Origin of the sequence: Flavitalea plasmicola, assembly GCF_030546645.1 — a bacterium.
Classification (GTDB): Bacteria; Bacteroidota; Bacteroidia; order Chitinophagales; family Chitinophagaceae; genus Puia.
The window spans coordinates 784,344-808,033 of sequence record NZ_JAUOTO010000004.1; the positions used below are offsets into that span (position 1 = coordinate 784,344).

The window sequence follows — 23,690 nt, forward strand, 5'->3', positions numbered from 1 at the left end:
ATTTCTGTGGAAATAACAGAAAAATAGTTAATTACAATTGAGATATATTAGTTCGTTGTATTATATTGTCGTGCGTATGAATTATCGAATGTGCAGTCGCAGGCTACTACCCTTTATTATACTGTTGTCGATGTTATGTTCCTGTGGAGACAAACCCGGGAATATGGAAAAGGACACTGTGAAGAATCCTGCCAAGCTGGAAGAGCGGGTGGGTGACGACATGAAGAAGATGCTGCAGTACGCGTCCGAAAATAAGGATAAGCTGAATGACAGCACTTCCCTGGGCTACCGGAAATTCCTGGACAGCCTTTACGAAGCCAATAACTATACTCCGCTCTGGAGCGATAGGGATCGATGGAACCGGCCGGCCGACAGTCTTTTTTTCTTTATCGAGAACAGCAAGCAATACGGCCTTTTTCCTTCCGACTATCATTATACGTCTCTCTCCTTTATTCATCGCATTCTGCGTGAGGACACGCTGGCCCGTAAAAATGCGGCGCTTTGGGCCAGGGCCGATATTTTGTTCACCGATGCGTTCTTTGCCCTCGTAAAGGACCTGAAGCAGGGCCGGCTGAGCTATGACAGCCTTACTTTAAGGACCGACTCCGTTCTGCCGGAAGGATTGTACAGAAATACGCTCACCAGCGCCCTGCATACAGCGGATAGTTTAAGCCCCGTTCTGCAGGCTTTGCAACCGAAGCACAAGGGGTATGATTCCCTGAGAACGTATATAGGGGAGTTTCTCTCCACGGCCCGTTTTCGAAAGTTAACCTGGCTGGAATACCCCTATAAGGATTCCGCCACATTTTATCGCGGGCTGACCCGGCGGCTGCAGGAAGTGGGGTATATCGACTCGGCGGCCGCCAACGTAGATACTGCTACTCTCGCTGAGGCCATCCGGAATTATCAACGGGCCAATAAGATCAAGGTCACCGGTAAAGTCTACGGGGATATGATCACTATGATGGACAATTCCGACTGGGAGAAATTCAAGCGGATCGCCATCACCATGGACAAATACAAGTTGTTGCCCGACACGTTGCCCAACACGTATGTATGGGTCAACCTGCCGGCTTTCGACCTGCGTGTGATCAATACGGACACGGTAGTGCTGGAGTCGAAGGTGATCGTGGGGGCTCCCAAGACCCGAACCCCTCTGCTGACAAGCGAGATCTCGAATTTTATCACCTATCCCCAGTGGACTGTTCCTAATAGCATCATTTTCAAGGAAATGCTGCCGCAGATCAAACATAATGCAGCTTATCTCACCAAGCAGAACCTCATCGTGGTGGACTGGAATGATAGCGTACGGGATCCAGCCAAGATCAATTGGGCGCGCCTCAATAAAAATAACTTTCCTTACCAGTTAAAACAACGCCAGGGAGATGATAACTCTTTGGGAGTTATGAAGTTTAACTTTAGAAATAAGTATGATGTGTATCTCCATGACACCAATGTCCGCTGGATGTTCGGCAAGTCGTTCCGGGCTCTTAGCCATGGGTGTGTCCGGGTGAAGGAATGGCAGAAACTCGCTAATTTCCTGGTCCGCAACGATACGATCCGTTATAAGCCGGATACGTTGAAGGCGTGGATCTCGCGACAGGAGAAGCATACGGTATATGGGTTCGCCCGGGTACCCATATATCTCCGCTATTTCTCGGTGGAGGGCAGGAAGGGCAAAATTCTCTTTCACGATGACATTTATGGGGAGGACAGGCAGCTTAGGAACAGATACTTTGCAGATAAGCCGATTTATTGATATCTTGCCGAAAGGTGGCGCCGTAGGCGCCTCTGTGTCCAATCCTTAGAAAAACAATGTCGCCATGTCAAAAAAACTTAAAACCGGCCTACTTGCCTACCTTCTTTTTCCCGTAGCTGTATTAGGCCGGGAAGACAGACCTGTCAGGGACACTGTTCCTTCGAAGCCAAAGCACCATCACAAGGCGGCAGCCGCTAAGGTACAATATGGGGTAGCCAGCTATTATGCCGATAAGTTCGAGGGCCGTAAGACCTATACGGACGAGATCTTCACGCAGAAAAAGCTGACGGCAGCCAGCAATACCTTGCCCATGCATACGTGGGTGCGGGTGACGAACCTACGGAATCACCGGACGGTGGTGGTAAGGATCAATGACAAGATGCATCCGCACAACAAGCGTCTTATTGATTTAAGCCATGCTGCCGCGGAGCAGCTGGGATATATGGGAAGGGGGTTGACCCGTGTACGGATCGATGTGCTGGGTAAAAATAAACCACCGGAAGCGGTGGCTAATAATTAGGAAGTTAAAAAAGACCGGACCGTCGCCCGGTCTTTCGTAGGCGGGTAGGACTAATTCTTCATTTTCTTAAAAACACTGACCGTTCCATCGGTCGCTACATTGAGGACATACTTTTTTTCTCCATTGATGACGGACACATAATAGCTCATTCCATTTTGCGCATGATCGAACTCGATAGCTTCTGTAATAGTGTAGCCATCGTACTCGTTGTTGATATTGCGAACATACGCAAGGGGTAGATCACTCACAGCTATGTTGCGGCTCGTGCCGATGAGATTGCCTTGTCTGTCGAAAAAGGCCTGCAGGTCAATATTGTTCCAGCTGAAACGGACCTGCGTGTACTCTTTTTTCACTTCATATACTACTTTGGTAGCATGCGGATACAGCTTCTTAAATGCGTCTGCGCCTTTAAAGTTCAATGCGTTGTTGTCGCCTGCAAAAGCTGAGCTTACAATGGTTATTACCATTAATACGATGATTGATACCTTTTTGCCAACAGTAACAATTGTATTTTTAGGGTGTTGGTGAATCTGCGATTTCATGATATTTATTTTTTTAAGTTTGTTTGCCATTATTGGTTGCAGATACTTAGACCAACGTAATGCCAAACAGGTTACAGTAGTCTAACCGATTGATAGTTAGCTATATGACAATTTCGTAGAAAAGCGTGACTGTCCGGTATCGGACGTTCGGTTGTACGTTAGTGAACGTTTTCGATAAAAAAGCGTTACATTATTCAAAATAAAAGCGATGAACACAAACATTGGAATTTCTCAGCAGAATTTACAGGCGGTGGCAGCAGAGCTGTCCAAATTATTGGCCGATGAATTTGTATTGTACACGAAGACCCGTAATGCGCATTGGAACGTAGAGGGACACGATTTTCACACCATGCACGTTTTTTTCGAATCACAGTATAATGCGTTGGATGAGACGATGGATAGCGTCGCCGAACGTATCCGGCAGCTGGGACATTTCGCGCCGGCTACTTTGAAAAGTTTTCTTTCCCTGACGCATCTTACTGAGAAGTTAGGCGAGAAGAATGACAGCCTGGGATTCATCAAGGAATTGCTGATCGACCACGAGAATATCATCATCAACCTCCGTGAGAATATCAACAGATTTGCCAATGAATACGGCGATCTGGGCACCAGTGATTTTATCACAGGTCTTATGGAGGAGCATGAGAAGATGGCCTGGATGCTACGCTCGCACGTGAAATAAGCTGCAAGCCTCTAGCTGCAAGCTACAAGCCAGGACTTAATAAGACGTCCTTGTAGCTTGAAGCTTGTAGCTTGAGGCTAGTTCTTCTTTCCCCCGAACAATCTTTTGAAGAAGCCTTCCTTTTTCTTTGGTGGCGGAGGTGTTTGATTTGCGTCCGTCACGGTGACCTTAATGGAGCCTTGCGGGCTATTCTTTTGGGTGGTGGTGGCTTCTTTCAGGATCTTCTGTTCTTCGGGAGACAATTTGGAGTCTGTAGGCACGGTAGGGGCACTGGTATCCAGGTATTGGTTGGCTTTACCGTTGCCTTCATTGGCTCCTTCCGCACCGGGGGGCGCGATCTTCTCGATGTTCATATAGTCATACATCATTTCCTTGCGCATATTCTCCGGCTGGATGAATTTTGCATTCCGATCGAGGCCCAGGGTCTTGTCCGCGAGGACCTTTGCGAAAAAATATTCCCAGATCGGTCTGGCGGCCTGTGCTCCATAGCCCAGCCCGCTTTCCAGGTGAATGAACCGTGCGTCGCATCCTATCCATGCGCCGGCCATCAGCTGGGGGGTATAACCCATGAACCAGGCGTCGGAGTTGTCATTGGTCGTACCTGTCTTGCCGCCCATCTCAGTAATGTCAAGCCTGTTGCGCAATCCTGCTGCCGTGCCGAAATCAACGGGCCCCTGCATCATACGGGCCATGGTATAGGCGGTGCCCTGGCTGATGACCTCTTTGCGTTTGGTGTCGAATCGTTCCAGGACATTGCCATTCTTATCTTCTATCCGGGAAATATAATAGGGTTTGGTGCTAAAGCCGCTGGCGGGGAACATGGTGTATCCCCACATCATCTCATACAGGGAAAGATCGCAGGCGCCCAGCGCCATGGAGGGGTAGGGGTCGATCTTCGTGGGGATGCCTATTTGTTTTACATATTCGGCAAAGCGTTTGGGGCCCACCTGTTTCATGATATAGGCGGCGACGCCATTAATGGACCAGGCCAGGCCGGAGGCCATGGTCATCGTCCCTCCTTCGTGCTTGTCAATGCGGGCGGGGACATAGCCAAAGCCGGGGAAATATTGCTGGCTCGTCTGACATTCCGTTTCGGGCGTAAAATTATAGTCTTCGATGGCCAGGCTGTAGAGGAAGGGCTTGATGGCGCTGCCTACCTGCCGTTTGGTATTGACATTTACGTGATCGTATTTATAGGTCTTGAAGTCGATGCCTCCCACCCAGGCTTTTACGGCGCCCGTGACAGGGTCCATCACCATAAAGGCCGTCTGTAACATCTGCTGATGGTATTTGATGGAATCCATCGGCGTCATCACCGTATCTTTCTCTCTTTTGTTGTTCCAGGCGAATACCCGCATCGACACCGGCTGGAAGAAGGTCTTTCGGATATCTGCATCGCTGAGGCCTTCGTCTTCGAGGCTCCTCCAGCGTTCGCTATTGTGCATGGCCGCGTCCAGTATATTCTGATGCTCTTTCCAGATAAGGCCTTTTCGCAGGCTGGCCTGGGCGCTCAGCGCTTTTTGAAGGACGGGCAATTGTTTGGCCACCGCCTCATCGGCATACAGCTGCATTCTCGGGTTGATGGTGGTGTAGATCCGAAGACCATCCTCATATAGATTGTAAGGCTCGCCTGTAGCTGGATTCTTATGCTCCTTACACCATCTTTTCATCTCATCCCGGAGGACGTCCCTGAAATAAGGCGCAAGCCCGTTGTTCTCATCCAGCTTCTTATAGTTGCTCATGTCAATGGGCAAGGCCTTGAATTTTGCTGCTTCTGCGGGTGTGACATAGTTATTTTTCACCATCTGGTTGATGACGGTATTGCGTCTGTCGTAAGAAGCTTTGATGTTCCGGCGTGGGTTATACAGGGTATTACCTTTCAGCATACCGATGAGCACCGCGGCCTCATCTACGGTGAGGCGGTCCGGCTCCTTATTAAAAAAGGTGCGGGATGCATTGCGGATCCCATAGACGTTGTCTCCGAAAGGGACTTCGTTCAGGTAGAGGGCAAGGATCTCCTGCTTAGTGAAATTGCGTTCCAGCTTTATGGCGATGATCCATTCTTTCAGCTTTTCGATGCCGCGGCGGACGAAGTTTTTGGAGCCCTGTTCCAGCAGGTTTTTAGCCAGTTGCTGGGTGATAGTGCTACCACCTCCGTCCCTGCCCATCTTCACTACAGCACGCATGACGGAAAAACCATCTATCCCGGAATGATCGTAAAACCTTTCGTCTTCCGTGGCCACCAGGGCATTGAGCACGTTGGGGCTGATGTCCCTGTATTCCACGTTGCTGCGATTGCCTTTATCCTTATAGTATTTGCCCATGGCCGTGCCATCCTCCGCAAAGACTTCGGTAGCCAGGGTGATGGAGGGGTTTTCCAGTTCCTTCAGGGAAGGGAGGGAGCCGAATACTCCCAGGTTGATGAGGACCAGGAAAAGGATGAAAGCGGCCAGTCCATAGAAAAAGACTTTCCAGAAAATGCGAACCAGTTTAGACGACATATAATGAGTAGTTGTAATTAATAGGTGCTACCATGCGTAATACACATTCCGTTCCAAAATTAAAACTTATCCGGGTAAGCAGTGGAAAGGAACTTCCTGTATCCTGGCAGATCCTTGTTGGACAGCAGCAGCTCCAGATTGGTGGCCGAAATGACCAGGAAGGTATATTTTCCCGCGGGCAGCCAGGGCACTACTTCCCTGGGAGCGGCGGCTTTGGCTTTTTGCAGATAATCCATTGCAGCGCCACTGTTCTCAAAGGTATTGACAACCACCAGCTTCACAGAATCATTTAAGGAAATGTTATTGATCGTAAGCGATTGGCCATAATAGTTCTCGAGATTGTACCGGGTGAAGGCATTCCGCGTTTCGGTGACATATACCGGGTCTACCTTATCCAGGGCGATGATCACCGCATGGGTCTTCTCCGGAGTGAAGGTAAAGGACGAGTTCTGGGACTTCACTTTAGCTGCTATGGCGGCGGAATCGGCTCTTAATCTTGCTACGGCGGCCCGGATGGAGTCAGACCTCTGGCGTAATTGCACCATTTGGAGAGAATCCTGTGCGGCTTTTGCTATCGCAGCCTGGACCGAGTCCATTTCTTTTTGCAGTTTGGCGAGCTGACCGGCGTCTGTTTTGGCTTTGTTCATTGCGGCCGTGTCTACCTTCAGCTTATCCAAGCCTCCGATGGTGGGCGTGGTGGGCTTTACCCCTCCGGGGTTTGCGCCCGGCGCATGAATATTGGCCTTTGCCATCGTGGAAGTATCTTCTTTCACCAGCAGGCGGCTGTCATCGCGTACCAGCCTTGGGCCTACGGGCGCGGTGACTTTTCCTGGCATCAGCACTGCTGTGGCGACGGTGTCCTCATCGGAAGCCCGTTTGACCTCCAGCTTGGTGAGATAGTCTTCTATCTCACGGCGTCGCCTCAGCACATCTATCAGGGTAGTGGCCTTGGCTGCCATGGGCGTTTTGGGATATTTCATGGGGATATTACCCAGGATAGCGATGGCCCGTTGGTCTTCGCGGTTGCGGATATGATATACTGCTTCGATGTACAGCAGCTGGGGCGTCCAGTATTTGTCGCCATAGAGGCTGTCGGCCCTTTTTTTGGCCGCCAGGGCTTCTTCGAACCTTCCTTCAATGAAAGCGTTGTAGATCCTTTCATATTGACGGGTGGCGCTGACCTTGAGGCTGCCTTCGGCCTGAACGGTCGAGTCAGGGTTGGAAGCCATGGCGGCGGCGCGGCCCTTTGGAAAATCTTTTCTCAGCAAGGCCAGGACCCTGTTCGCATTTGCCATGTCACCCAGTTTCTTATAGCAAAAGTAGAGGTTCAGCAGTGTCTCTTCCCGGAGCATCGTGGAAGGAAATCTTTGCAGCAGGCTGTCATCCGCAGTGATGGCGGAAGGATAGTCGCTTATGCCATCCTGATAGGTCTTACCCAGGTTGTACATGGCTCTTTCGACGGAATCGTTCAGCTTTTTCATTTTTTCCGGGGTCAGCGGAAGGTTGTCCATAAGGGACTTGAAGCTCAGGGGTGTGACGGCGGCCCCGGCGGCTTTGGCATCCAGGTCCCCCAGGCCGGGAGCGTTCCTTTCACCCGGACGGCCAGGCTGCATGTTCTTAGCAAGAGAGGACAACTGCCAGTTGTCGACGTTGGGCCGGTTGCCCCACTTTGTTTTAAAATCGTTGTATCCTTTCGATTTGAGCGAATTATTGTTAAAATACCAGTCTGCATTGCCTGAGCCAGTGCTGAACAGGTCGGGAACCACGGCATTATTATTCAGCGGACCGTTGCGATTGGAAGTGCTGTCCCCTTCATCCCGCAAACCCTGGCGTTTACGAAGTGTCTTTACCAGCTTCTTAATATAGGCGTCCCGCTGATCGGGAGGGAGAGCGGCGATGCGCTGAAGGCTATCTTGTCTTTCGATGACCTGCAGCTGCGTTACGATAATGGCCAGGGCTGCTTTGCGGTCCGGGAGCCAGCTTAAATCCCCCAGGGGCAGCGGGTCATTAATATTGAGACTGTCATAATAGTTCTTGGCGTCTTTGTACTGCTTCTCGTCGAAAGAAAGGTTGGCCAGGAGCAGAAAAGCCCTGTTGCGTTGCGTACCCACCATTCCGGAGGCGGCTTTTGTACACAGCAGGAGGAAGGCTTTGGCACCGGGCTTGTTATTTCTTTCCAGCTCCATCTGAGCTGCCATGTAATAGATGATATCCCGATAGGACTCATAGCGGTCCTTATGGGCCATCTTCACCAGTGCGTTGATATTTTGCTGGATGAAATCTTCTCCGCCTTCCTTGTTCTGACGAATAGCATTCAGGCGGGCATAGATCTCCAGGACGGGATTATAGGTATGGCGGATCGTTCGCTCATAAAAGGTCCTGGCCTCATAGCTGCGTTGAACCTTTTCATAGAGTTGGGCGATCAGGTATTCCCAGCGGGCTTTTTCTTCATGATTTTCTGCCACCGGCAGTGCTTTTTCCAGGTAGAAGGCGGCGCTGTCATAGATGGACTGACGATAAAAGGAGAATGCCTGCATTTCCGCAAGGCCGGGCGCCAGGCGGGGAGGGAATTTCGGGTCGTGCTTCAGTACCTCGATGAGGCTGGTGGCTTCGGCGTACTGGTCCTTTGCCAGGTAGGTCCTGATCTTCCAAAGAAGTCCTTCATTGCGGCTGGGGGGCAGGGAGAATGTCTTTTGCAGGACATTCCTTTTCTCTACCGTGGAAACGATATTGGCATTGCCACCTTCGTCCGCATTGGCATTGCTGCCGATGGGCTTGTCGTACCCATCATCTTCCTTTGGGGCAAAGGCAAAATTCAGGAACTGGAAAGTGATATAGGCGGAATCGAAATCCTTTTTCAGGTAGTAGGCCTCGCCTATCAGGAAATAAAGGTTGTCTACCCAGTCGCTGCGGGTGTCATGAATGAGGATCCCGGCCGTACATTTATAGATGACGGAATCCAGTTCTCTTTTCTGCGCGGCGGTGGCATCCAGCGTATAATTGTAGAAGGGCAGGAGGCTGGTGTAGTCATCCCTGTTCTGTGATTTGGCCCGGGCAAGGACCATATTGAGCTTTTCGTTGGCGTTGAAGTAGTAATTGTAATGGGTGATCGTGTTCTGGAAGAAGCGGCGTACTTTTTTTATCTTTTTGGGGTTCTCTCCTGACTTTTCGGAGGCCAGGGTCCTGTTCTCGAATTTGGCTGGTTTTTTCAGGTCATAGGCTACTCCCTGCTGTCCGAGGGTGGACAACGTCAACATGGAAAAAACAGCGAATAGCAGAATTTTACTATAAGTCACGAACCCAACGTTTATCACCGCAAGCTAAACTAAAATGTCTATAACTCTCCGGGTGGAAATTTATTGTATTCACCGCACAATCAATTGAAGGGAGATTCGTTAGGCGTGGGATAGTTTTTTTTCGGACCTGACGGTCCGGGTCTTATCAGACTCTAATAATGGCCCTTCGGGCATTGGTCCTGTGGACCAATTTTGTATCTTTAGTCTCTATGGCCAAATTCGACGCCAATTCGACCTTTAAGCGCCTTCAAAACCGCTACCGCCTGGTGGTCATGAATGATGACACATACGAGGAGGTAGTGACCTTTAAATTGTCCCGCCTGAGTGTTTATGTAGGTCTCTGCACGATTTTTGTGCTGCTGACGGGGCTGACGGTGGCGCTCATTGTTTTTACGCCGTTGAAGCTATATATTCCCGGATATGGAGATGTGAACAATACGAAGGACCTGCGCGAACTAAAAATACGTACTGATTCGTTAGAGCAGGAGGTTCGTTATAAGGAACAGTACCTGGAGAGCATCCGGAGTGTGTTGCAGGGAAATACCACAGTGAAGCTGGACACGACGACATTGAAGATACCGAAGCCGGAGAAGATCAACGATTGAGAATATATATAAAATCTAATACTATCTAAAATCTGCTACTATGTTCAATGGAAAATCCAAATCGGATGTCCTGGGGGATAATTCCTCTGCGGGCACCAGCACCAGCCTTATCGGGGCCGGAACTTCTATGAAGGGCGACATTACCAGCAACGGGGACCTGCGTATCGATGGAAGCCTGGTAGGTAATATCAACTGCTCTGCCAAGGTTGTGATCGGCGCCAATGGGGTCGTCCAGGGCGATATCAATGGTCAACAGGCCGATATCATGGGTACGGTGACCGGCACTATCAAGGTCAAGGATCTCCTTCAGCTGAAGGGTGGCAGTACGGTCAGCGGGAACATACAAGCTGCCAAGCTGCAGATAGAGCCTACCGCCAATTTCAACGGGGAATGTCATATGGCGCCTCAACCGGCAGCAGCGGCTTCCAGCAAAACTGCTCCAGAGGTCAGTAAGGAACTAAAACATGCAACAATCGCCGCCGGCTGATCCCGGGGATAAAGGAGCGCCGGATAAAGACCGGAAAATCAGCAATCGACAAGAGCTATTGCGTTATGCCGGATTGTCATCGGAGGTATTTGCCTCCGTGGGGATTGCCATTTTTCTGGGAATAAAAGCCGATAAATGGTTCAAGCTTTCTTTTCCGGTGTTTTCCGTGTCGTTACCTTTGCTGGTAATAATAGCACTGATCGTACGATTGGTGAAAGAATCATCCCGGAAAAAAGATGGAAAATAATACACCCGCCAAGTCCTTCCGGCCCATCGTGGCCATTTTCGTCGTCGTTGCATTGCTGATCCTCATCACCCGATCGTGGCTGGCGGCCCAATGGAGCATGGACTTTGTGGTCGTGCTGGTGGGGAATGCGGTGCTCTTTTTGGCCACATGTTTTTCTTTTTACCTGTATTCCAAAGCTTTACGAAATAATAATACACAGTTATTCCTTCGTATGATGTATTCCAGCCTGCTGGTAAAGATGGTATTTTGCCTGGCGGCTACCTTACTTTATCTTTTCGTCGCCGGAAAGGATTTCAACAAGGCCGGCATTATCGCCAGTCTTATCCTCTACGTCGTTTACACGTATGCAGAGGTAAAGGTTTTAATGCGTCTGAGTAAGAATCAACCGAAAAATGGCTAAGAAAGAAGCTCCGCTGGAATATCTGCGTCAATTCATTCCCGACTTATCCGCCCCGTTGATCCTGGAGTACCTGGAGCATTACAAGGTGCATCTGACCATTACCCGGGAGCGCAAGAGCGTGCTGGGTGATTACCGGCATGCCACGCAGTCAAGCAACCACCGCATCAGCGTCAATGGCAATCTCAATAAGTTCTCGTTCCTTATCACTCTTATCCATGAGCTGGCGCACCTGGTGACCTTTATGGAACATGGCAACCGGGTACAGTCCCATGGGAAGGAATGGAAGCTGGTCTACCGTAAAATGCTGGAAGAGTTCCTGAAACTAAAGGTGTTCCCCGGCGATATATTGGCTGCCTTGAAGAAGAACCTTCATGATCTGCCGGCCAGCAGCTGCGCCGACGAGAACCTGATGCGGATCCTGAAGAAATATGACAGGAACCCCGGAGGTTTATCGTTGGTAGAGCAGATCGCAGAAGGCGCAGATTTTGCGCTCGATGATGGGCGGGTTTTTCGCAAGGGAAAAAAACTGAGAAAAAGGTTTCAATGTGTGGAACTGTCCACGGGAAAATTGTATCTTTTCAGTCCGATATACGAGGTGAAGCCTGTGGCCTCTTCCAACTTATCAGCATGAGCTGGTAAATGTATCGGAGAATTAAGTATATTGCAGGTTCTTTTAACTACCTATCCAACCGTCTTAATCCCCTTTTTGCTACCCAGTCGTTACTTATCCGTTGTGTACGCCCGTTTTTAATCCAGGCCTTATTGGGAAGCCGTTTTTGCCGCGTTAAATTTTACTTATGAAGAAATCCGGCGTGGAGCGTTGCCTGCTTTTTATCAGCTCAGTATGGCAATGACGCTGTACAGGATCGCCATGGAAAGAAGGATGAGTCCGATGAATGGTTTGTCCGCGTTTTTCATGTATATCTGATTTCTATAGGATTAATAATTGGGTTAACGCAAGCGGGGAGGCAATTAGTATGCCAGGGCATGTGTAAATGTGCGCTCCCCGGAGGGTGTTACAGGTCTGAATACTCCGCAGGATGGAGGAAAATGATATCGACATGTGATACATTGTGCTGGTATTGCGGGTCCGCGACCAGCTGTTTCCAGTAAGGGTCTGCGCTGAAAGCTTTCCAATGCGCTTCCCGGGCTTCCATATTATCAAAGCTCGTCATGTACATCAGGTTGGGCATATGCGCTCCGGCCAGGACTGAAGCATAGAAGACGGCATTGAACCCCAGTCTTTTAAACAGGCCAATTTCATCCCCTTTATTGAACATCTGTACTTTATTGGCAAAATACTTTTCAGTCGGGCCTTCGTAGCTTCTCAGCTCATATATGCGTTCGGAGGCGGGGGTTTTCAAGCCGGCTGGCGTTTCCAGGTGTGTCATGCCCGGGAATGCCTGAAGGAGAATGGTCTCCATTCGCAGATAGGGCGGATCGCTATGGACTGCATCCAGGTAATCTTTTCCTTCGGACTGGTACTGGGCATCCTTATCGAGGCGGGAGGAAAGGGCTGTCCATTGTTCCAGGGTGTGGAAGGACATCAGGACATAGGTTTTGCGGATGGCGGCCGTATCATTCCCCACCGGCTTGAAGACACCTACTTTGGCAATGCCCTGGCGGTGCAGGGCCGGCAGGTATGCCTCTTTCAGGAACTTATCCAGCCTTTCTTCCTGCTGGGCGCTTTTCAGCTGATAGATGCGGAGGGAAAAGATCTCCTGTCCGGCGGCCGCCGGACCTGCTGCGCTGACAGACGATCCCTGGAAAAAAATAGATAATATGGCAAGGCAAGTGGGGAGAAAGCGAATTTGCATAATTGGAAATTAGGTTTTTTTTAGGAGATCGGGGGTCGAAATTTCGCACAATAGTCCTAATTTGACGCCTGACCTATGCGCTACACATCGTTTCTGATAGCATTGATGCTATTTTCCTGTCCGGGTTTTGCACAGCATTTCCTCACGGGGAAGGTCCTTAAAGAGGACAGCAAAGAATTTCTCGTTTCCGTAAGCATCGAAAACAAGACGCAGCGGCGGCATGACCTTTCCGACGAGAGGGGCAACTACCGTATACAATCCACCCAGGGGGATGTTTTGATCTTTTCCCATGTGGGGTACTGGTCGGATACCATCGTGGTGGATACATCCATGCAGGCCGGCGATTACCCGGTGTATATGGAACCAAAGGCCCAGACCTTAAAGGCTGTGGAGGTCGGTTCCCTTAGCAATTACCAGCTCGATTCGATGGCAAGGAGGGAGGAATACAGCTGGGTATATGGCCATGGCAATCCTCCCAGGCTGGAGCATAAAAGAACGGGGGATGGCGTGGGCATCAACCTGGATCTTTTCCGGAATGCTTCAAAGGAAGATAAGGACAGGGAGAAGCTAAAGAAAAGGCTCATAAGGGAAGAGGAAGAATATTACGTGGATTTCCGATGCTCAAAGGAATTCGTTTCCCGCCTGACGAAGCTAAAAGGCGACAGCCTGCAGCAGTTTATGATGCACTTCCGGCCTACTTATGACTATTGCCGTAAGGCGGCCAATGTAGATATCCTCGTATTTGTCAATGACAGCTTCAAAAAGTTCATGAAACGGGAAGAACAGAATTGAAATGTTCCTTCCGGATTTACCGTATATTGGGGGTGACTTACGTTAAACCAACTGTTGTATGAAGCCTGCCTGGTGGAGGTTCCCCCTTTTTTTATCTTTCTATGCGTTGACGGCTGCGGGGCAGCGTCAGCAGCCATTGGACAAAGCAGCCCTGTTTGATAATTATGTCCGTAAGGCGCTGGCTGTTTGGAGGACGCCTGGTATGTCCATCGTGGTGGTAAAAGACGACCAGATGGTGTTTAAAAAGGGCTTTGGAGTGACAGAGCTCGGCAAAACCGCTGCTTTCACCACGGCTACGATCGGCGTATGCGCTTCCACGACGAAGGCGATGACGGCCGTGTGCATGGGCATGCTGGTGGACGAGGGAAAGTTGCGGTGGACGGACAGGTTGCGCGACGTGTTTCCCGAGTTCTCGCTTTATGATCCGTATGTAGCGGCGGAGCTTACTGTTCGCGATCTTTTCACCCATAATGCCGGGCTGGGAAATACGGATGGGCTCTGGGCATATGGATATTCCAGGGATGAGATCCTTCGCCGTGTGCGGTGGGTGCCACCTGCCTATTCCTTACGATCTTCCTTTACCTATCAGAATGTCATGTACATCGTTGCCGGCGAGCTGATCCGCAAGGTCAGCGGTCAGACCTGGGAGGATTTTATCACTCACCGTCTTTTTGGTCCGCTGGGGATGCATCATTCCTATGCCAGCTATGCGTTGGGCGCCGGTGAGCCCAGCAAGGAGACGCCGCATTTTATGATGCCGGACAGCAGTATCCGGACGATCCCGTTCTTATATCACGAGGATCTGGGGCCTGCCGGGGGCGTATGGTCTTGTGCGGACGATATGGAAAAGTGGATGCGATTTATGCTGGACAGCGCCAGGGTGAATGGCCGGCGGCTACTGAAGGCCGGTACCTGGAGTGAACTGTTCAGGCCGCAATCGCTGGTGACGGAGAGCGAGTTCTATCCCACGGTGGGGCTGACGCATTCTTCATGGACGACTTATGGGTTGGGCTGGTTCCAGGAAGATTACCGTGGCAGGATGGTGCAGTTCCATACCGGCAGCCTGGACGGGGCGGTAGCCATCGTCGGCCTGATGCCTTCCGAACATTTTGGGATCTATATTTTTGGTAACCTGGATCATTCAGAACTGAGGCATGCCCTCATGTACAAGGCTATGGACCTATGGGGCTTCTCCGACAACAGCCGTGACTGGAGCGCGGAGTGCTATGCGATGTATAAGAAGGTTAAGGATGAGGGACGTCAGAAAGACAAGGAGAAAGAGGCCCGAAGGGTGAAGGGTACCAAGCCGTCCGTGCCCCTGGCCACTTATGCGGGAAAATATACAAATGAGATATACGGTGATGCGCATGTCATCCTGGGGGGCGATTCGTTGCGGGTGGAATTCCCCAATAATGTGTGCCTCCGGCTTCAGCACTGGAATTATGACACATTTGTCGGATATTACGATTATTTCTGGTGGGACAGGGAATGGATACAATTTTCCCTGGATCCGGAAGGGAAGATAATGCAGTTTGAAAAGGATGGCGTAGTTTACAAACCTGTAAAAAATTAGCGTATTTATGACGGCGTTCCGCAGCAGAGACTGGTTTGGCAAGACGGATAAAATGGGTTTCATCTATCGCAGCTGGATGAAGAATCAGGGGTTTCCGGATGATATGTTCGATGGCAGGCCTGTGATCGGGATCTGCAATACCTGGTCGGAGCTTACTCCCTGCAATGCCCATTTGCGGGACATTGCGGAGGTGGTGAAAAGGGGGGTATATGAGGCGGGAGGATTCCCTGTTGAATTTCCCGTCATGTCCCTGGGCGAGACCTTGCTTAAGCCTACGGCCATGCTTTTCCGGAACCTGGCCAGCATGGATGCGGAAGAATCCATCCGGGGCAATCCGCTGGATGGGGTGGTGCTGTTGACGGGATGCGATAAGACCACGCCTTCCACGTTGATGGGGGCGGCCAGCGTGGATCTGCCTACCATCGTGGTTCCGGGAGGTCCGATGCTGAACGGAAAATTCCAGGGCAAGGACATCGGATCCGGCACGCATGTCTGGAAGTTCGCCGACGACCGGAAAACGGGCAGCATGTCCGACGAAGATTATATCCTGGCAGAAAGCTGTATGTCCCGCAGCGCCGGTCATTGTATGACCATGGGAACGGCCAGCACCATGGCCTGCATGGTGGAATCACTGGGGCTTACGTTGCCTGGCGCGGCGGCGATACCTGCTGTTGATTCCAGGAAAAAAGTGCTGGCCCACCTGTCTGGGAGGAGGATCGTGGAAATGGTGAAGGAAGACCTGCGGCTGTCGAAGATCCTTACACGTCCCGCTTTTGAAAATGCCATAAAAGTAAATGCCGCGGTAGGCGGCAGCACCAATTTCATCATTCATCTGACTGCCATTGCCGGTCGCATTGGGGTGCCGCTGGACCTGTCGGACTTCGATCGCCTGGGAAGCCATATACCCTTGCTGCTGAACCTGATGCCTTCGGGTAAATTCCTCATGGAAGATTTTTATTATGCAGGCGGTCTGCCGGCGATACTTGCGGAGCTGAAGGGGCTCCTGGATATGGATGCTAAGACGGTGACAGGCAGGGGCCACCGGGAAAATATAGCAAGGATCAGTGAATGTTACAACAGGGAAGTGATCGCTGCCTATGAGCAGCCGCTGATCCCCGAAGCCGGCATAGCGGTGCTGAAGGGCAATCTATGCGAGAACGGGGCTGTCATCAAGCCATCGGCGGCTACCCCTTCCCTTATGCAGCACAGGGGGAGGGCCGTCGTGTTCGAGAACATCGAAGACTATCATGCACGGGTAGACGATCCGCAGCTTGACATCGACGAGACATGTATCATGGTCCTGAAGAATGTGGGGCCTGTGGGATATCCCGGTATGCCGGAAGTGGGGAATATGACCTTGCCCAAAAAGTTATTGGAAAAGGGGGTGACGGATATGGTGCGGATCTCCGATGGCCGGATGAGCGGCACGGCTTACGGGACGGTGGTGCTGCATGTTTCGCCGGAGGCAGCCATCGGCGGTGTCCTGGGACTGGTGGAGAATGGCGACTGGATCGAGCTGGATGTTGCCGGCAGGCGGCTGCACCTGGACGTTGCCGTCACGGAACTGGAAAAAAGGAGACAGCAATGGCAACGACCGCAGCTGCCCCGCACGGATCGCGGCTATGTCAATCTTTATATGCGACACGTCCAGCAGGCGGACAAAGGGGCGGACCTGGATTTTCTCGTCGGCGGCTCCGGATCGGAAGTCAACAGGGATTCTCATTGATACTATTGTAAATTATAACATGCATATCTTCATCGTTCTTACAGGAATACTGCTGCTGATTGTCCTGATCACCTGGGGGAAGCTGAACGCTTTCCTGGCTTTTCTCATCGTTTCGTTGACCACGGGATTGCTGTTAGGCATTCCGCTGGGTACCATTACCTCTTCTGTATACAAAGGGATCGGGGATACACTGGGGCAGCTGTCCATCGTCATTGTGCTGGGCGCCATGCTGGGCAAGCTGGTGGCGGAGAGCGGCGCTGCCCAGCGGATCGCAACGGTGATGATGAATCTCTTTGGGGAGAAATATATCCAGTGGGCCCTGATGGTGACGGGCTTTATCATCGGGATCCCACTCTTCTACAATGTCGGCTTTGTACTGATGGTGCCATTGATCTTCTCTGTGGTGTACAAGTACAAGCTACCGGCTGTCTATATCGGTCTGCCCATGCTCGCGTCACTTTCTGTAACACATGGGTTCCTCCCTCCTCATCCGGCGCCTGCTTCTTTGGTGGGGCAATTCCATGCGGAGATGGGCAGGACGTTGTTGTATGGCATCACCATCGCGATCCCAGCCGTCATCATTGCCGGACCTCTTTTTTCCCGCACGGTTAAAAAGATAGTCTCTTCCCCGCTGGAGGGGTTGGTGGCGCCCAGCAAGCCGGAGGAGCAGCTGCCGGGTATGGCCAACAGCCTGCTGACGTCGCTGCTGCCTGTGATCATGCTGATGCTGACCACGCTGTTGCCACTGATCCTGCCGGGGACGGGCCTCTGGAAGGACCTGTTGCATTTCCTGGGAGACCCTTCCATCATCTTACTGATAGCCATTGCCGTCGCCACCTACACCCTGGGCATCCGCACCGGCAGGAGCATAAAAGCCATCATGCGCATTTATGAAGAGGCGGTGAAGGATATCGCCATGATCCTGCTGATCATCGCGGGGGCCGGAGCCCTGAAGGAGGTGTTTCTCGACAGCGGCGTCAGCCGCGAGATTGCAGGAGTGCTGGAGCAATGGCCTGTTCATCCGTTGGTGCTGGGTTGGCTCATAGCGGCTATTATACGCGTATGCCTGGGTTCCGCCACCGTGGCGGGGCTGACGGCGGCGGGCATCATTTTGCCCCTTATGAAAGCCTCCCACGTGAATCCGAACCTCATGGTGCTGTCCGTTGGGGCGGGAAGCCTTATGTTCTCCCATGTCAATGACGGGGGCTTCTGGCTTTTTAAGGAGTATTTCAACCTGTCCATCAGGGACACCATCCGAAGCTGGAGTCTGATGGAGACGATCGTGGCATTAGTGGGGCTGGGGGGAGTGTTGGTCCTGAATATTTGGGTATAGCCTTCCCAGTTTAAAAAAAACTGCTGAAATCATGGAGTTTAAATAATAGTATATATTTTTATATCTAGAATTGACCCTTTAAAATAACTGCCGGGAAAAGTCCTTTATTTTGGAGAAAGCAATCACGAAAGATATCCTGCGAGATGAATTGTTCTCTGGCGGCAAGCCTGCTGCGGAGCTTTTATACAACCGGTATGGGGGAATGCTGTTCAGCTATATACAGCAATTCGTGCCTTCACGGGCAGAGGCGGAAAACCTGCTGGTGAATATATTTTCCCGGTTGGTCTCCCGGCTGGAGACGGCGTTTGAATCCAGCCTCAGCGTTTATTGCTGGCTGCAGATCGAAGCCAGGAAAATTATCCTTGAGCAACGCGGGCAGGAGACAGGGGAGGTGTATTCCGGGGTATCGGATCCCGGGGGAATGCGGGTTTATTATTTTTCTCTGCTGGAAGATGCCTCTCCCGAGCAACGATGGGTATTCAGAGAGCTGTTTATAAATGGCAGGCAAAGAGAAGAGCTGGCCGGCGAATTGAACAGGGACCTGGCATATATCGGCGACCTTTTACGGGAAAGTATGCTTATAATCGGAAAGAAACTAGGTTGAATAAAGGCGATCTATCTCCGGAATCGCAGAAGGGCAACAGATAAGCCTGCCACCGCAACCAGGATGGCTATTACCCACCATAGGGCTACGGGGCCTTTGGGGGTCACCGTATTTTTCAATGGCTCGGGGCTGCCTGCATAGTTCAATGCGGCCCAATAATAGGGCAGCTTATGCTGATAGGAAACCTGTGGGTCATATAGCCAGTCGAGCTTGGATTGACGCAGGGCAGATGCGATGTTCGTGCGTTTATCAGGCGTCCATATCCGGTAGAAATTTTCCATGAGCCGGGCGGCTGCGACATCATTGACATTCCACCATCCTGCTACCACGGCATTCGTCCCTTCGGCGGTGAAGGCGCGAGCCAGACTTTGTACTCCTTCTCCCGTCACGAGTCTTCCGTCTCCCGTACGGCAGGCGCTCAGCACTACCAGGGAAGGATGTTGACGGAGGTCCTTCAGCTCGAATAAATAAAAAGGCTGATCGTATAATTCGATGTGGGGCACCTGCGCCGTTTCCTTGCCGGAAAAAGCGTGGGAACTGATGTGTACAACAGCCGATGCCTGCAGGGCTTGCCGGAAAGCAGCCGTGGTGGCTTTGTCGTCCTTGTACCAGGTGCCATCGTCAATGATGGCGGGGATGCTTTTTTCTTCCGATGCAATGTTGTTTAGCCGAGGCAGCTGACGTGTATCCGACAGGAAGAAGCCGGAAAATCCCTTACTATTCCCCGGGGACGACATCTGTTCTTCCAGGGTGCGGAGGGACCAGGCATAGGAGATGGATGACTGCCGGATGACGAAGAGCCAGTCGGAAGGGGAGGGTGGACAGGCGGGTACGGTGACCAGCGCGTCTACGGGCAGAAGATTCAGGGGGCCGTCAGGCAGCAAAATATATTCTCTCCCTGTCTGCAGCGGGTGGGCGCCAAACAATCGCCTGTATAACCTGTATGCTTGCCGGTAGTAATCCTGCGGACTGTTGATCATGTTACCGGCGCCTTTTTCAAACCAGGTATGGATGAATGCCCGGATGCTATCCTGCCATCCTTCAGACATGACGATCTTGTCAGCAAAGCGAATTCCCTTTTGATCGCATTCCACGACGTACAATGCGGCTGTCCCGGCAAAGAAGCTTCTTGTCAGCTGGTAGGGATAGCTGTGTGGTCGGCTTCCGAACGGAGACGAAGTTCCGGAGGCTGCGACGCCCATCTTTTTACGCAGCCGGGCAAGATCCCATTCCGCCTGCTTTTCGCGGGCGGCCATTGCCTGGCTGAGGCTGTCTGTTCCACCTGTTTGCTCCAGCGCTTCTTTTTTATAATAGATGATGGCTTTTTCCAACAGGCGAATCCTGTCTCCCAGGCTGTCCGCAGTGCCGGCGGTCCGGGCCAGCTGTTGCTGTTGCAGCACCTCATCCAGCAGGAGCCTGGCCTTACTGCCTTCCATAAATTCCAGCATAGCCTGGCGATAGGATGGCTGGCTGGTACTTTCCCAGGCGGCCCAGGCAGTGCGAATGGCTTCCTCGTACCGTAAATGGCTATCCGAAACGGCCCGCTCTCTGGAGTTCCCGGTGATCAGCTCTCTGCGCAGATTGATCTCGGCGGTGAAGCAGAGCTTATAAAGGCGAAGGGACTTATCCGTGCTGCCCTGGGCTCCGGCAAGTCCGGCAGCTGTAAACAGCAGGTCCATCAATGTATTTTCTCCGTAGAGGTCTTTTTCCCTGAGGGAATCCAGGGGCTTGCCGGGGATGAGGACGGAGAGGCATTGATCCAGCCAATGTGCGGCAAGGGCGGGCCGGTCCGTATTGGCGTATAGGCTGCCGATACGCTGAAAAAGCTTGGCTTTCTGCCGCTGGTGGAGGGGGCCATGCTCCCTGGACAGCCGTTGTTCCAGCGTAAGCGCCTTTTGATAGTATGCCAGTGCTTGTTTGGGTTCCCGCAGGTAGATGTCTCCGGCTTGCTGGTAGGCGGTGAACAGCCAATAGCTGCTTTCCGGAGTGGACGATCTTTCGAGCATAGCGACGCTCTCCTGTATACTTTCCCTGGCTGCAGCCGGCTGACCCAATTGGACAAGCGCGTCCGCCTGTTCGGATAGCAGCAGTCCGCGAAGCGGCGAGGACCCCTTAGCCATTCCCAGTCCACGGCGGCAGTAATCCAATGCTTCCGCCGCCTGGCCCATATTGCTGGCAGTATTGGCCAGGTTGCTGTAGGTGCCAGCCAGCGCCAAAGGTTCTCCCAATGCATTTGCAATGGCCAGGGCTTTCCGGTGGATGAACAGGGCTTGCTCGTAGTCGCCGAGCCTGGTGTAGTTGTTGCCCAGGGGTTTCAGGATATTTTCCAGCACTATGCTATCATCTGCCAGCTCTATATGTTGTCTCGCCCATTGAAAGGCTGCCGTATAGCTGTCGGTGGAGCGGACGATGTCGCCGCTTATCAGCAGCGCATATCCTGCATTGATGAGCAGGTCCTGCCATGCCTGGATCTCTTCATTGGACGAGGGAGGGCGCCAGGCTTCGCTCACTGCCTGCTGCAGCTGGCCGGCCCGGCTGACGGGTACTTTGGCTACCCATTGGATCTGCAAATACAGCCATCCCGCCAGATCATCTTTTTCCCGCAAGTGCTTTAGCTGCTGTTCAAGCGTGGGCGGGAACGGTCGATTGGAAAGGAACAGCAGGCCGCAGAACAACAATACTGCCGTTCTTTTTACCAGGTGACAATGTTTACAACTTAATGCCCGCATAGAGGAAAAAGCGATTGGAGACATCTCCTTTCAGCAGACGAAGATAACGCAATCCTATGACCGGCCCTGTCTTTACACGGCCCACCTGGAGATCGGCGAAGGGGGCAGCATTCCAGGTATGCAGCCATTGGGTCTTAGACTTTTGAACGGTGACGAGTACGCTGTCAGGGAGCAGGGGCAACTGGGCGGTGGCCAGGTACACTTTATTTTCCGTCGTGGTCTGCTGCGATATGTTTACCATAACCTGGGCGCCGAGCCCGACGCCTATCCAATTCCCGATGTTATACCGGAAGTGTAAAGGCGTCACTTCGAAGCTGTTCTTTTTCACTGTTGTGGCGGTCTCTCTTCCTATGATGAGGAATTTCAGCGCACCGAGGGCGGTATCGCTTTGCGTTCTCGTGATCCCGGTGGTTCCATTATCCTGCTGCAGGAGGCCCGCGAAGGCTTCGATCTGGAAATAGGGGCGGGACGGTGAGAAAGGCGCCAGCACATATCCAATCTGTAATGAGCCATTAGTGGAATAATTGCCGTTCGAAGGTGAGTAGACATAGCCTGCTACGATACCGGGGGAGATCCCTTTGATGAATTTTGCGGTGCTCCTGTTCGTTATGACTGGTTCGTTCTTATCGAAGACAATGGCCGCCCGGGTGCTGAAAGGTATTTTTTTCGGCTTCTTTTTAAACCGGATGGAATATTCCACAAACCCTTTGGTAGAATCTTTGTCGGATACTCCTTCCTGCTGAAGGCCTGGCAGATAGATATTGTTGAATATGAAATAAAGGCTATCTCCGGTGCGGACCGTATCGATGCAGCTTTGGCGGTTGTATGCTGAGTCGCACCAACTGCAGACGGGGCTCATGGTCTTCAGCTGTACGGTGCTGCTATTGAGCTGGCGGGGGATGGCGACGCCAATGGATACTTTTTTCGCAGGTCCCCGGCCGGTGTTCTGGAAGTGAACGGTGTAGGTCAGCTCTTTTTTCTTTCCCATAAAGCGGTAGTTGATCCGCCTGGGTTTTATCTGCATATAATTGGGGTCGTGGGACGTTACCACGGCCACCTCCAGTCTGTGAAGCTCCGGCGGAAAGGCCGGATCGTCGGGCACCATCATCGCAGTCAAGGCCACTGTGGCGTTGGTGTCCTGGATCATGGTGGGCAGGGTATTGAGGTCCATGAATACGAACTTTTCCTCTCCGTTGGATATTGCGGGATAATGCAGGACGGTATGTTCCGAGTATTCTTTCTGAAGCATCTGCAGCATGGAATGTGCTTCGCCGGCATAGTTCGGGGCTTCGTCGTAGGTGATCTCGGGGCCGGATGGTTTAAAAGCTTCGTTGATAAAAGGATTTTTTTTGTCCAGGGCGCACCAGGCGCCGGCAGGGGGGGAGAGTCTTGCCATCAGGGTGTTGAGGGGCAGGCTGTCTTCCTTATTGTAATATCTTTTATCCGCCAGGTCGAATCCTTTTTGTCCGAACTGCCGTTCGTTATAGAACAGAATGATGGTGCCTGAGAGGCTATCTTTCCGCTGGTTGCGATAACCCACCACCGCTACGAAATCTTCTCCTGGTCGTGGATTCCTGTTGATCTTCATTTCGATGTTGCCGCTGCCATGGAAGAAATGCGAAGCCCAGACATTGCCGCCGGCCTTCTTTCTTACTTTCACCGGGCGGGGACGCGTCGGAGGCGCTTTGCCATCGTCATAGTTGTTGGTGGCATATAGTCGTACCTGGTAGACGCCGGTGTCCCGGTAGGCGTAAAGCGGTTCTTTGTCAAAGCTGAAACGGCCGTCGCCCAGTTCCCAGAAATAGGTGTAGAAGGCTGCGGGAGCGCCGGCGATCTGTCGCAGGGGACGCAGCCTGGCGGTGAAATGCATGCTGTCGCCTGCTTCTTCTACCCGGATCTCGGGGGGGATGGAATCCTGGGCTCTGAGGGCGCAGGTTGCCAGCAGGAGGGCTATGACAAGGGAGGGTCTCAGCATGGTGATAAATATAGATATGTTAACGGAAATGTATCAATTTCATTGTTGCTTCCAGGTGCTGTAATACGAACAAAGACCCGGGCGAAGCCCGAGTCTTTGTCG

The 23,690-nt window shown here is 51.9% G+C and carries 19 protein-coding genes; 13 read left to right on the plus strand and 6 right to left on the minus strand.

Annotated features, from left to right (window positions below; translation table 11 throughout):
- The first annotated feature begins 163 nt into the window (after window positions 1-163).
- Together Q4E93_RS17360 and Q4E93_RS17365 are read left to right on the plus strand one after the other, a co-directional pair.
- Window positions 164-1,759 (plus strand): L,D-transpeptidase family protein, encoded by a 1,596-nt coding sequence (locus Q4E93_RS17360; protein WP_303587334.1) that lies wholly within the window; start codon window positions 164-166, stop codon window positions 1,757-1,759.
- Window positions 1,760-1,823: 64 nt separating this feature from the next.
- A complete protein-coding gene (locus Q4E93_RS17365) occupies window positions 1,824-2,279 on the plus strand; it encodes a septal ring lytic transglycosylase RlpA family protein (RefSeq protein ID WP_303587336.1) in 456 nt (151 codons plus the stop codon).
- Between the two features lie 50 nt (window positions 2,280-2,329).
- Here the strand turns inward: Q4E93_RS17365 and Q4E93_RS17370 are convergent, their stop codons facing one another.
- Complete coding sequence (locus Q4E93_RS17370; RefSeq protein ID WP_303587337.1) at window positions 2,330-2,746, minus strand: hypothetical protein; 417 nt, start codon at window positions 2,744-2,746, stop codon at window positions 2,330-2,332.
- A gap of 283 nt (window positions 2,747-3,029) precedes the next feature.
- Between Q4E93_RS17370 and Q4E93_RS17375 the strand changes: the two genes are divergently transcribed.
- The gene (locus Q4E93_RS17375) at window positions 3,030-3,503 is read left to right on the plus strand and encodes a Dps family protein (RefSeq protein WP_303587339.1); all 474 of its coding nucleotides are present in this window, start codon (window positions 3,030-3,032) and stop codon (window positions 3,501-3,503) included.
- 77 nt (window positions 3,504-3,580) lie between these two features.
- On the opposite strand, the gene Q4E93_RS17380 is transcribed toward Q4E93_RS17375, so the two are convergent.
- A complete protein-coding gene (locus Q4E93_RS17380; protein ID WP_303587340.1) occupies window positions 3,581-6,004 on the minus strand; it encodes a penicillin-binding protein 1A in 2,424 nt (807 codons plus the stop codon).
- A gap of 59 nt (window positions 6,005-6,063) precedes the next feature.
- Window positions 6,064-9,300 (minus strand): type IX secretion system periplasmic lipoprotein PorW/SprE, encoded by a 3,237-nt coding sequence (gene porW / locus Q4E93_RS17385; protein WP_303587342.1) that lies wholly within the window; start codon window positions 9,298-9,300, stop codon window positions 6,064-6,066.
- Between the two features lie 209 nt (window positions 9,301-9,509).
- Between porW and Q4E93_RS17390 the strand changes: the two genes are divergently transcribed.
- From Q4E93_RS17390 to Q4E93_RS17410, 5 genes are read left to right on the plus strand one after another with little or no spacing between them, the layout of a single operon-like run.
- Entirely contained in the window at window positions 9,510-9,905 is a 396-nt protein-coding gene (locus tag Q4E93_RS17390; RefSeq protein WP_303587344.1) for a hypothetical protein, read from the plus strand.
- A 40-nt stretch (window positions 9,906-9,945) separates the two neighbouring features.
- On the plus strand, window positions 9,946-10,392 hold the full coding sequence (locus Q4E93_RS17395) for a bactofilin family protein (protein WP_303587346.1): 447 nt from the start codon (window positions 9,946-9,948) through the stop codon (window positions 10,390-10,392).
- Window positions 10,370-10,639, plus strand: a complete 270-nt coding sequence (locus Q4E93_RS17400) for an AtpZ/AtpI family protein (protein WP_303587348.1) — start codon at window positions 10,370-10,372, stop codon at window positions 10,637-10,639. The genes Q4E93_RS17395 and Q4E93_RS17400 overlap by 23 nt, the downstream gene beginning before the upstream one ends.
- Window positions 10,629-11,039 carry a hypothetical protein gene (locus Q4E93_RS17405; RefSeq protein WP_303587350.1) on the plus strand — a complete coding sequence of 137 codons (411 nt, stop codon included), beginning with the start codon at window positions 10,629-10,631 and terminating at the stop codon, window positions 11,037-11,039. The genes Q4E93_RS17400 and Q4E93_RS17405 overlap by 11 nt, the downstream gene beginning before the upstream one ends.
- Window positions 11,032-11,670: a SprT-like domain-containing protein gene (locus Q4E93_RS17410; protein WP_303587352.1), complete on the plus strand. Its 639-nt coding sequence runs from the start codon at window positions 11,032-11,034 to the stop codon at window positions 11,668-11,670. The genes Q4E93_RS17405 and Q4E93_RS17410 overlap by 8 nt, the downstream gene beginning before the upstream one ends.
- A 385-nt stretch (window positions 11,671-12,055) precedes the next feature.
- Here the strand turns inward: Q4E93_RS17410 and Q4E93_RS17415 are convergent, their stop codons facing one another.
- Window positions 12,056-12,856, minus strand: a complete 801-nt coding sequence (locus Q4E93_RS17415; protein ID WP_303587354.1) for an NIPSNAP family protein — start codon at window positions 12,854-12,856, stop codon at window positions 12,056-12,058.
- A gap of 75 nt (window positions 12,857-12,931) precedes the next feature.
- Here Q4E93_RS17415 and Q4E93_RS17420 point away from each other — a divergent pair, with 75 nt between their 5' ends.
- The 5 genes from Q4E93_RS17420 to Q4E93_RS17440 all read left to right on the plus strand — a co-directional run bounded on the left by Q4E93_RS17420 (window position 12,932) and on the right by Q4E93_RS17440 (window position 18,884).
- Window positions 12,932-13,648 carry a carboxypeptidase-like regulatory domain-containing protein gene (locus tag Q4E93_RS17420; RefSeq protein ID WP_303587355.1) on the plus strand — a complete coding sequence of 239 codons (717 nt, stop codon included), beginning with the start codon at window positions 12,932-12,934 and terminating at the stop codon, window positions 13,646-13,648.
- Between the two features lie 58 nt (window positions 13,649-13,706).
- Complete coding sequence (locus tag Q4E93_RS17425; protein WP_303587357.1) at window positions 13,707-15,221, plus strand: serine hydrolase; 1,515 nt, start codon at window positions 13,707-13,709, stop codon at window positions 15,219-15,221.
- Between the two features lie 7 nt (window positions 15,222-15,228).
- Complete coding sequence (locus Q4E93_RS17430) at window positions 15,229-16,947, plus strand: IlvD/Edd family dehydratase (RefSeq protein ID WP_303587358.1); 1,719 nt, start codon at window positions 15,229-15,231, stop codon at window positions 16,945-16,947.
- Window positions 16,948-16,966: 19 nt separating this feature from the next.
- A complete protein-coding gene (locus Q4E93_RS17435; RefSeq protein WP_303587360.1) occupies window positions 16,967-18,280 on the plus strand; it encodes a gluconate:H+ symporter in 1,314 nt (437 codons plus the stop codon).
- 109 nt (window positions 18,281-18,389) lie between these two features.
- Window positions 18,390-18,884, plus strand: a complete 495-nt coding sequence (locus tag Q4E93_RS17440) for a hypothetical protein (RefSeq protein WP_303587363.1) — start codon at window positions 18,390-18,392, stop codon at window positions 18,882-18,884.
- 11 nt (window positions 18,885-18,895) lie between these two features.
- On the opposite strand, the gene Q4E93_RS17445 is transcribed toward Q4E93_RS17440, so the two are convergent.
- The gene (locus tag Q4E93_RS17445; RefSeq protein WP_303587365.1) at window positions 18,896-21,613 is read right to left on the minus strand and encodes a CHAT domain-containing protein; all 2,718 of its coding nucleotides are present in this window, start codon (window positions 21,611-21,613) and stop codon (window positions 18,896-18,898) included.
- Window positions 21,594-23,588 carry a DUF7849 domain-containing protein gene (locus Q4E93_RS17450; protein ID WP_303587367.1) on the minus strand — a complete coding sequence of 665 codons (1,995 nt, stop codon included), beginning with the start codon at window positions 23,586-23,588 and terminating at the stop codon, window positions 21,594-21,596. The genes Q4E93_RS17445 and Q4E93_RS17450 overlap by 20 nt, the downstream gene beginning before the upstream one ends.
- Between the last annotated feature and the right edge of the window lie 102 nt (window positions 23,589-23,690).

What these genes read in the sequence shown, in the direction of transcription:
- Q4E93_RS17425 (WP_303587357.1), top strand. Translation starts at nt 13,707, where the DNA reads ATGAAGCCTGCCTGGTGGAGGTTCCCCCTTTTTTTATCTTTCTATGCG.
- Q4E93_RS17410 (WP_303587352.1), top strand. Translation starts at nt 11,032, where the DNA reads ATGGCTAAGAAAGAAGCTCCGCTGGAATATCTGCGTCAATTCATTCCC.
- Q4E93_RS17380 (WP_303587340.1), bottom strand. Translation starts at nt 6,004, where the DNA reads ATGTCGTCTAAACTGGTTCGCATTTTCTGGAAAGTCTTTTTCTATGGA.
- Q4E93_RS17405 (WP_303587350.1), top strand. Translation starts at nt 10,629, where the DNA reads ATGGAAAATAATACACCCGCCAAGTCCTTCCGGCCCATCGTGGCCATT.
- Q4E93_RS17435 (WP_303587360.1), top strand. Translation starts at nt 16,967, where the DNA reads ATGCATATCTTCATCGTTCTTACAGGAATACTGCTGCTGATTGTCCTG.
- Q4E93_RS17400 (WP_303587348.1), top strand. Translation starts at nt 10,370, where the DNA reads ATGCAACAATCGCCGCCGGCTGATCCCGGGGATAAAGGAGCGCCGGAT.
- Q4E93_RS17415 (WP_303587354.1), bottom strand. Translation starts at nt 12,856, where the DNA reads ATGCAAATTCGCTTTCTCCCCACTTGCCTTGCCATATTATCTATTTTT.
- Q4E93_RS17365 (WP_303587336.1), top strand. Translation starts at nt 1,824, where the DNA reads ATGTCAAAAAAACTTAAAACCGGCCTACTTGCCTACCTTCTTTTTCCC.
- Q4E93_RS17420 (WP_303587355.1), top strand. Translation starts at nt 12,932, where the DNA reads ATGCGCTACACATCGTTTCTGATAGCATTGATGCTATTTTCCTGTCCG.
- Q4E93_RS17445 (WP_303587365.1), bottom strand. Translation starts at nt 21,613, where the DNA reads ATGCGGGCATTAAGTTGTAAACATTGTCACCTGGTAAAAAGAACGGCA.
- Q4E93_RS17430 (WP_303587358.1), top strand. Translation starts at nt 15,229, where the DNA reads ATGACGGCGTTCCGCAGCAGAGACTGGTTTGGCAAGACGGATAAAATG.
- Q4E93_RS17390 (WP_303587344.1), top strand. Translation starts at nt 9,510, where the DNA reads ATGGCCAAATTCGACGCCAATTCGACCTTTAAGCGCCTTCAAAACCGC.
- Q4E93_RS17370 (WP_303587337.1), bottom strand. Translation starts at nt 2,746, where the DNA reads ATGGTAATAACCATTGTAAGCTCAGCTTTTGCAGGCGACAACAACGCA.
- Q4E93_RS17450 (WP_303587367.1), bottom strand. Translation starts at nt 23,588, where the DNA reads ATGCTGAGACCCTCCCTTGTCATAGCCCTCCTGCTGGCAACCTGCGCC.
- Q4E93_RS17360 (WP_303587334.1), top strand. Translation starts at nt 164, where the DNA reads ATGGAAAAGGACACTGTGAAGAATCCTGCCAAGCTGGAAGAGCGGGTG.
- Q4E93_RS17395 (WP_303587346.1), top strand. Translation starts at nt 9,946, where the DNA reads ATGTTCAATGGAAAATCCAAATCGGATGTCCTGGGGGATAATTCCTCT.
- Q4E93_RS17375 (WP_303587339.1), top strand. Translation starts at nt 3,030, where the DNA reads ATGAACACAAACATTGGAATTTCTCAGCAGAATTTACAGGCGGTGGCA.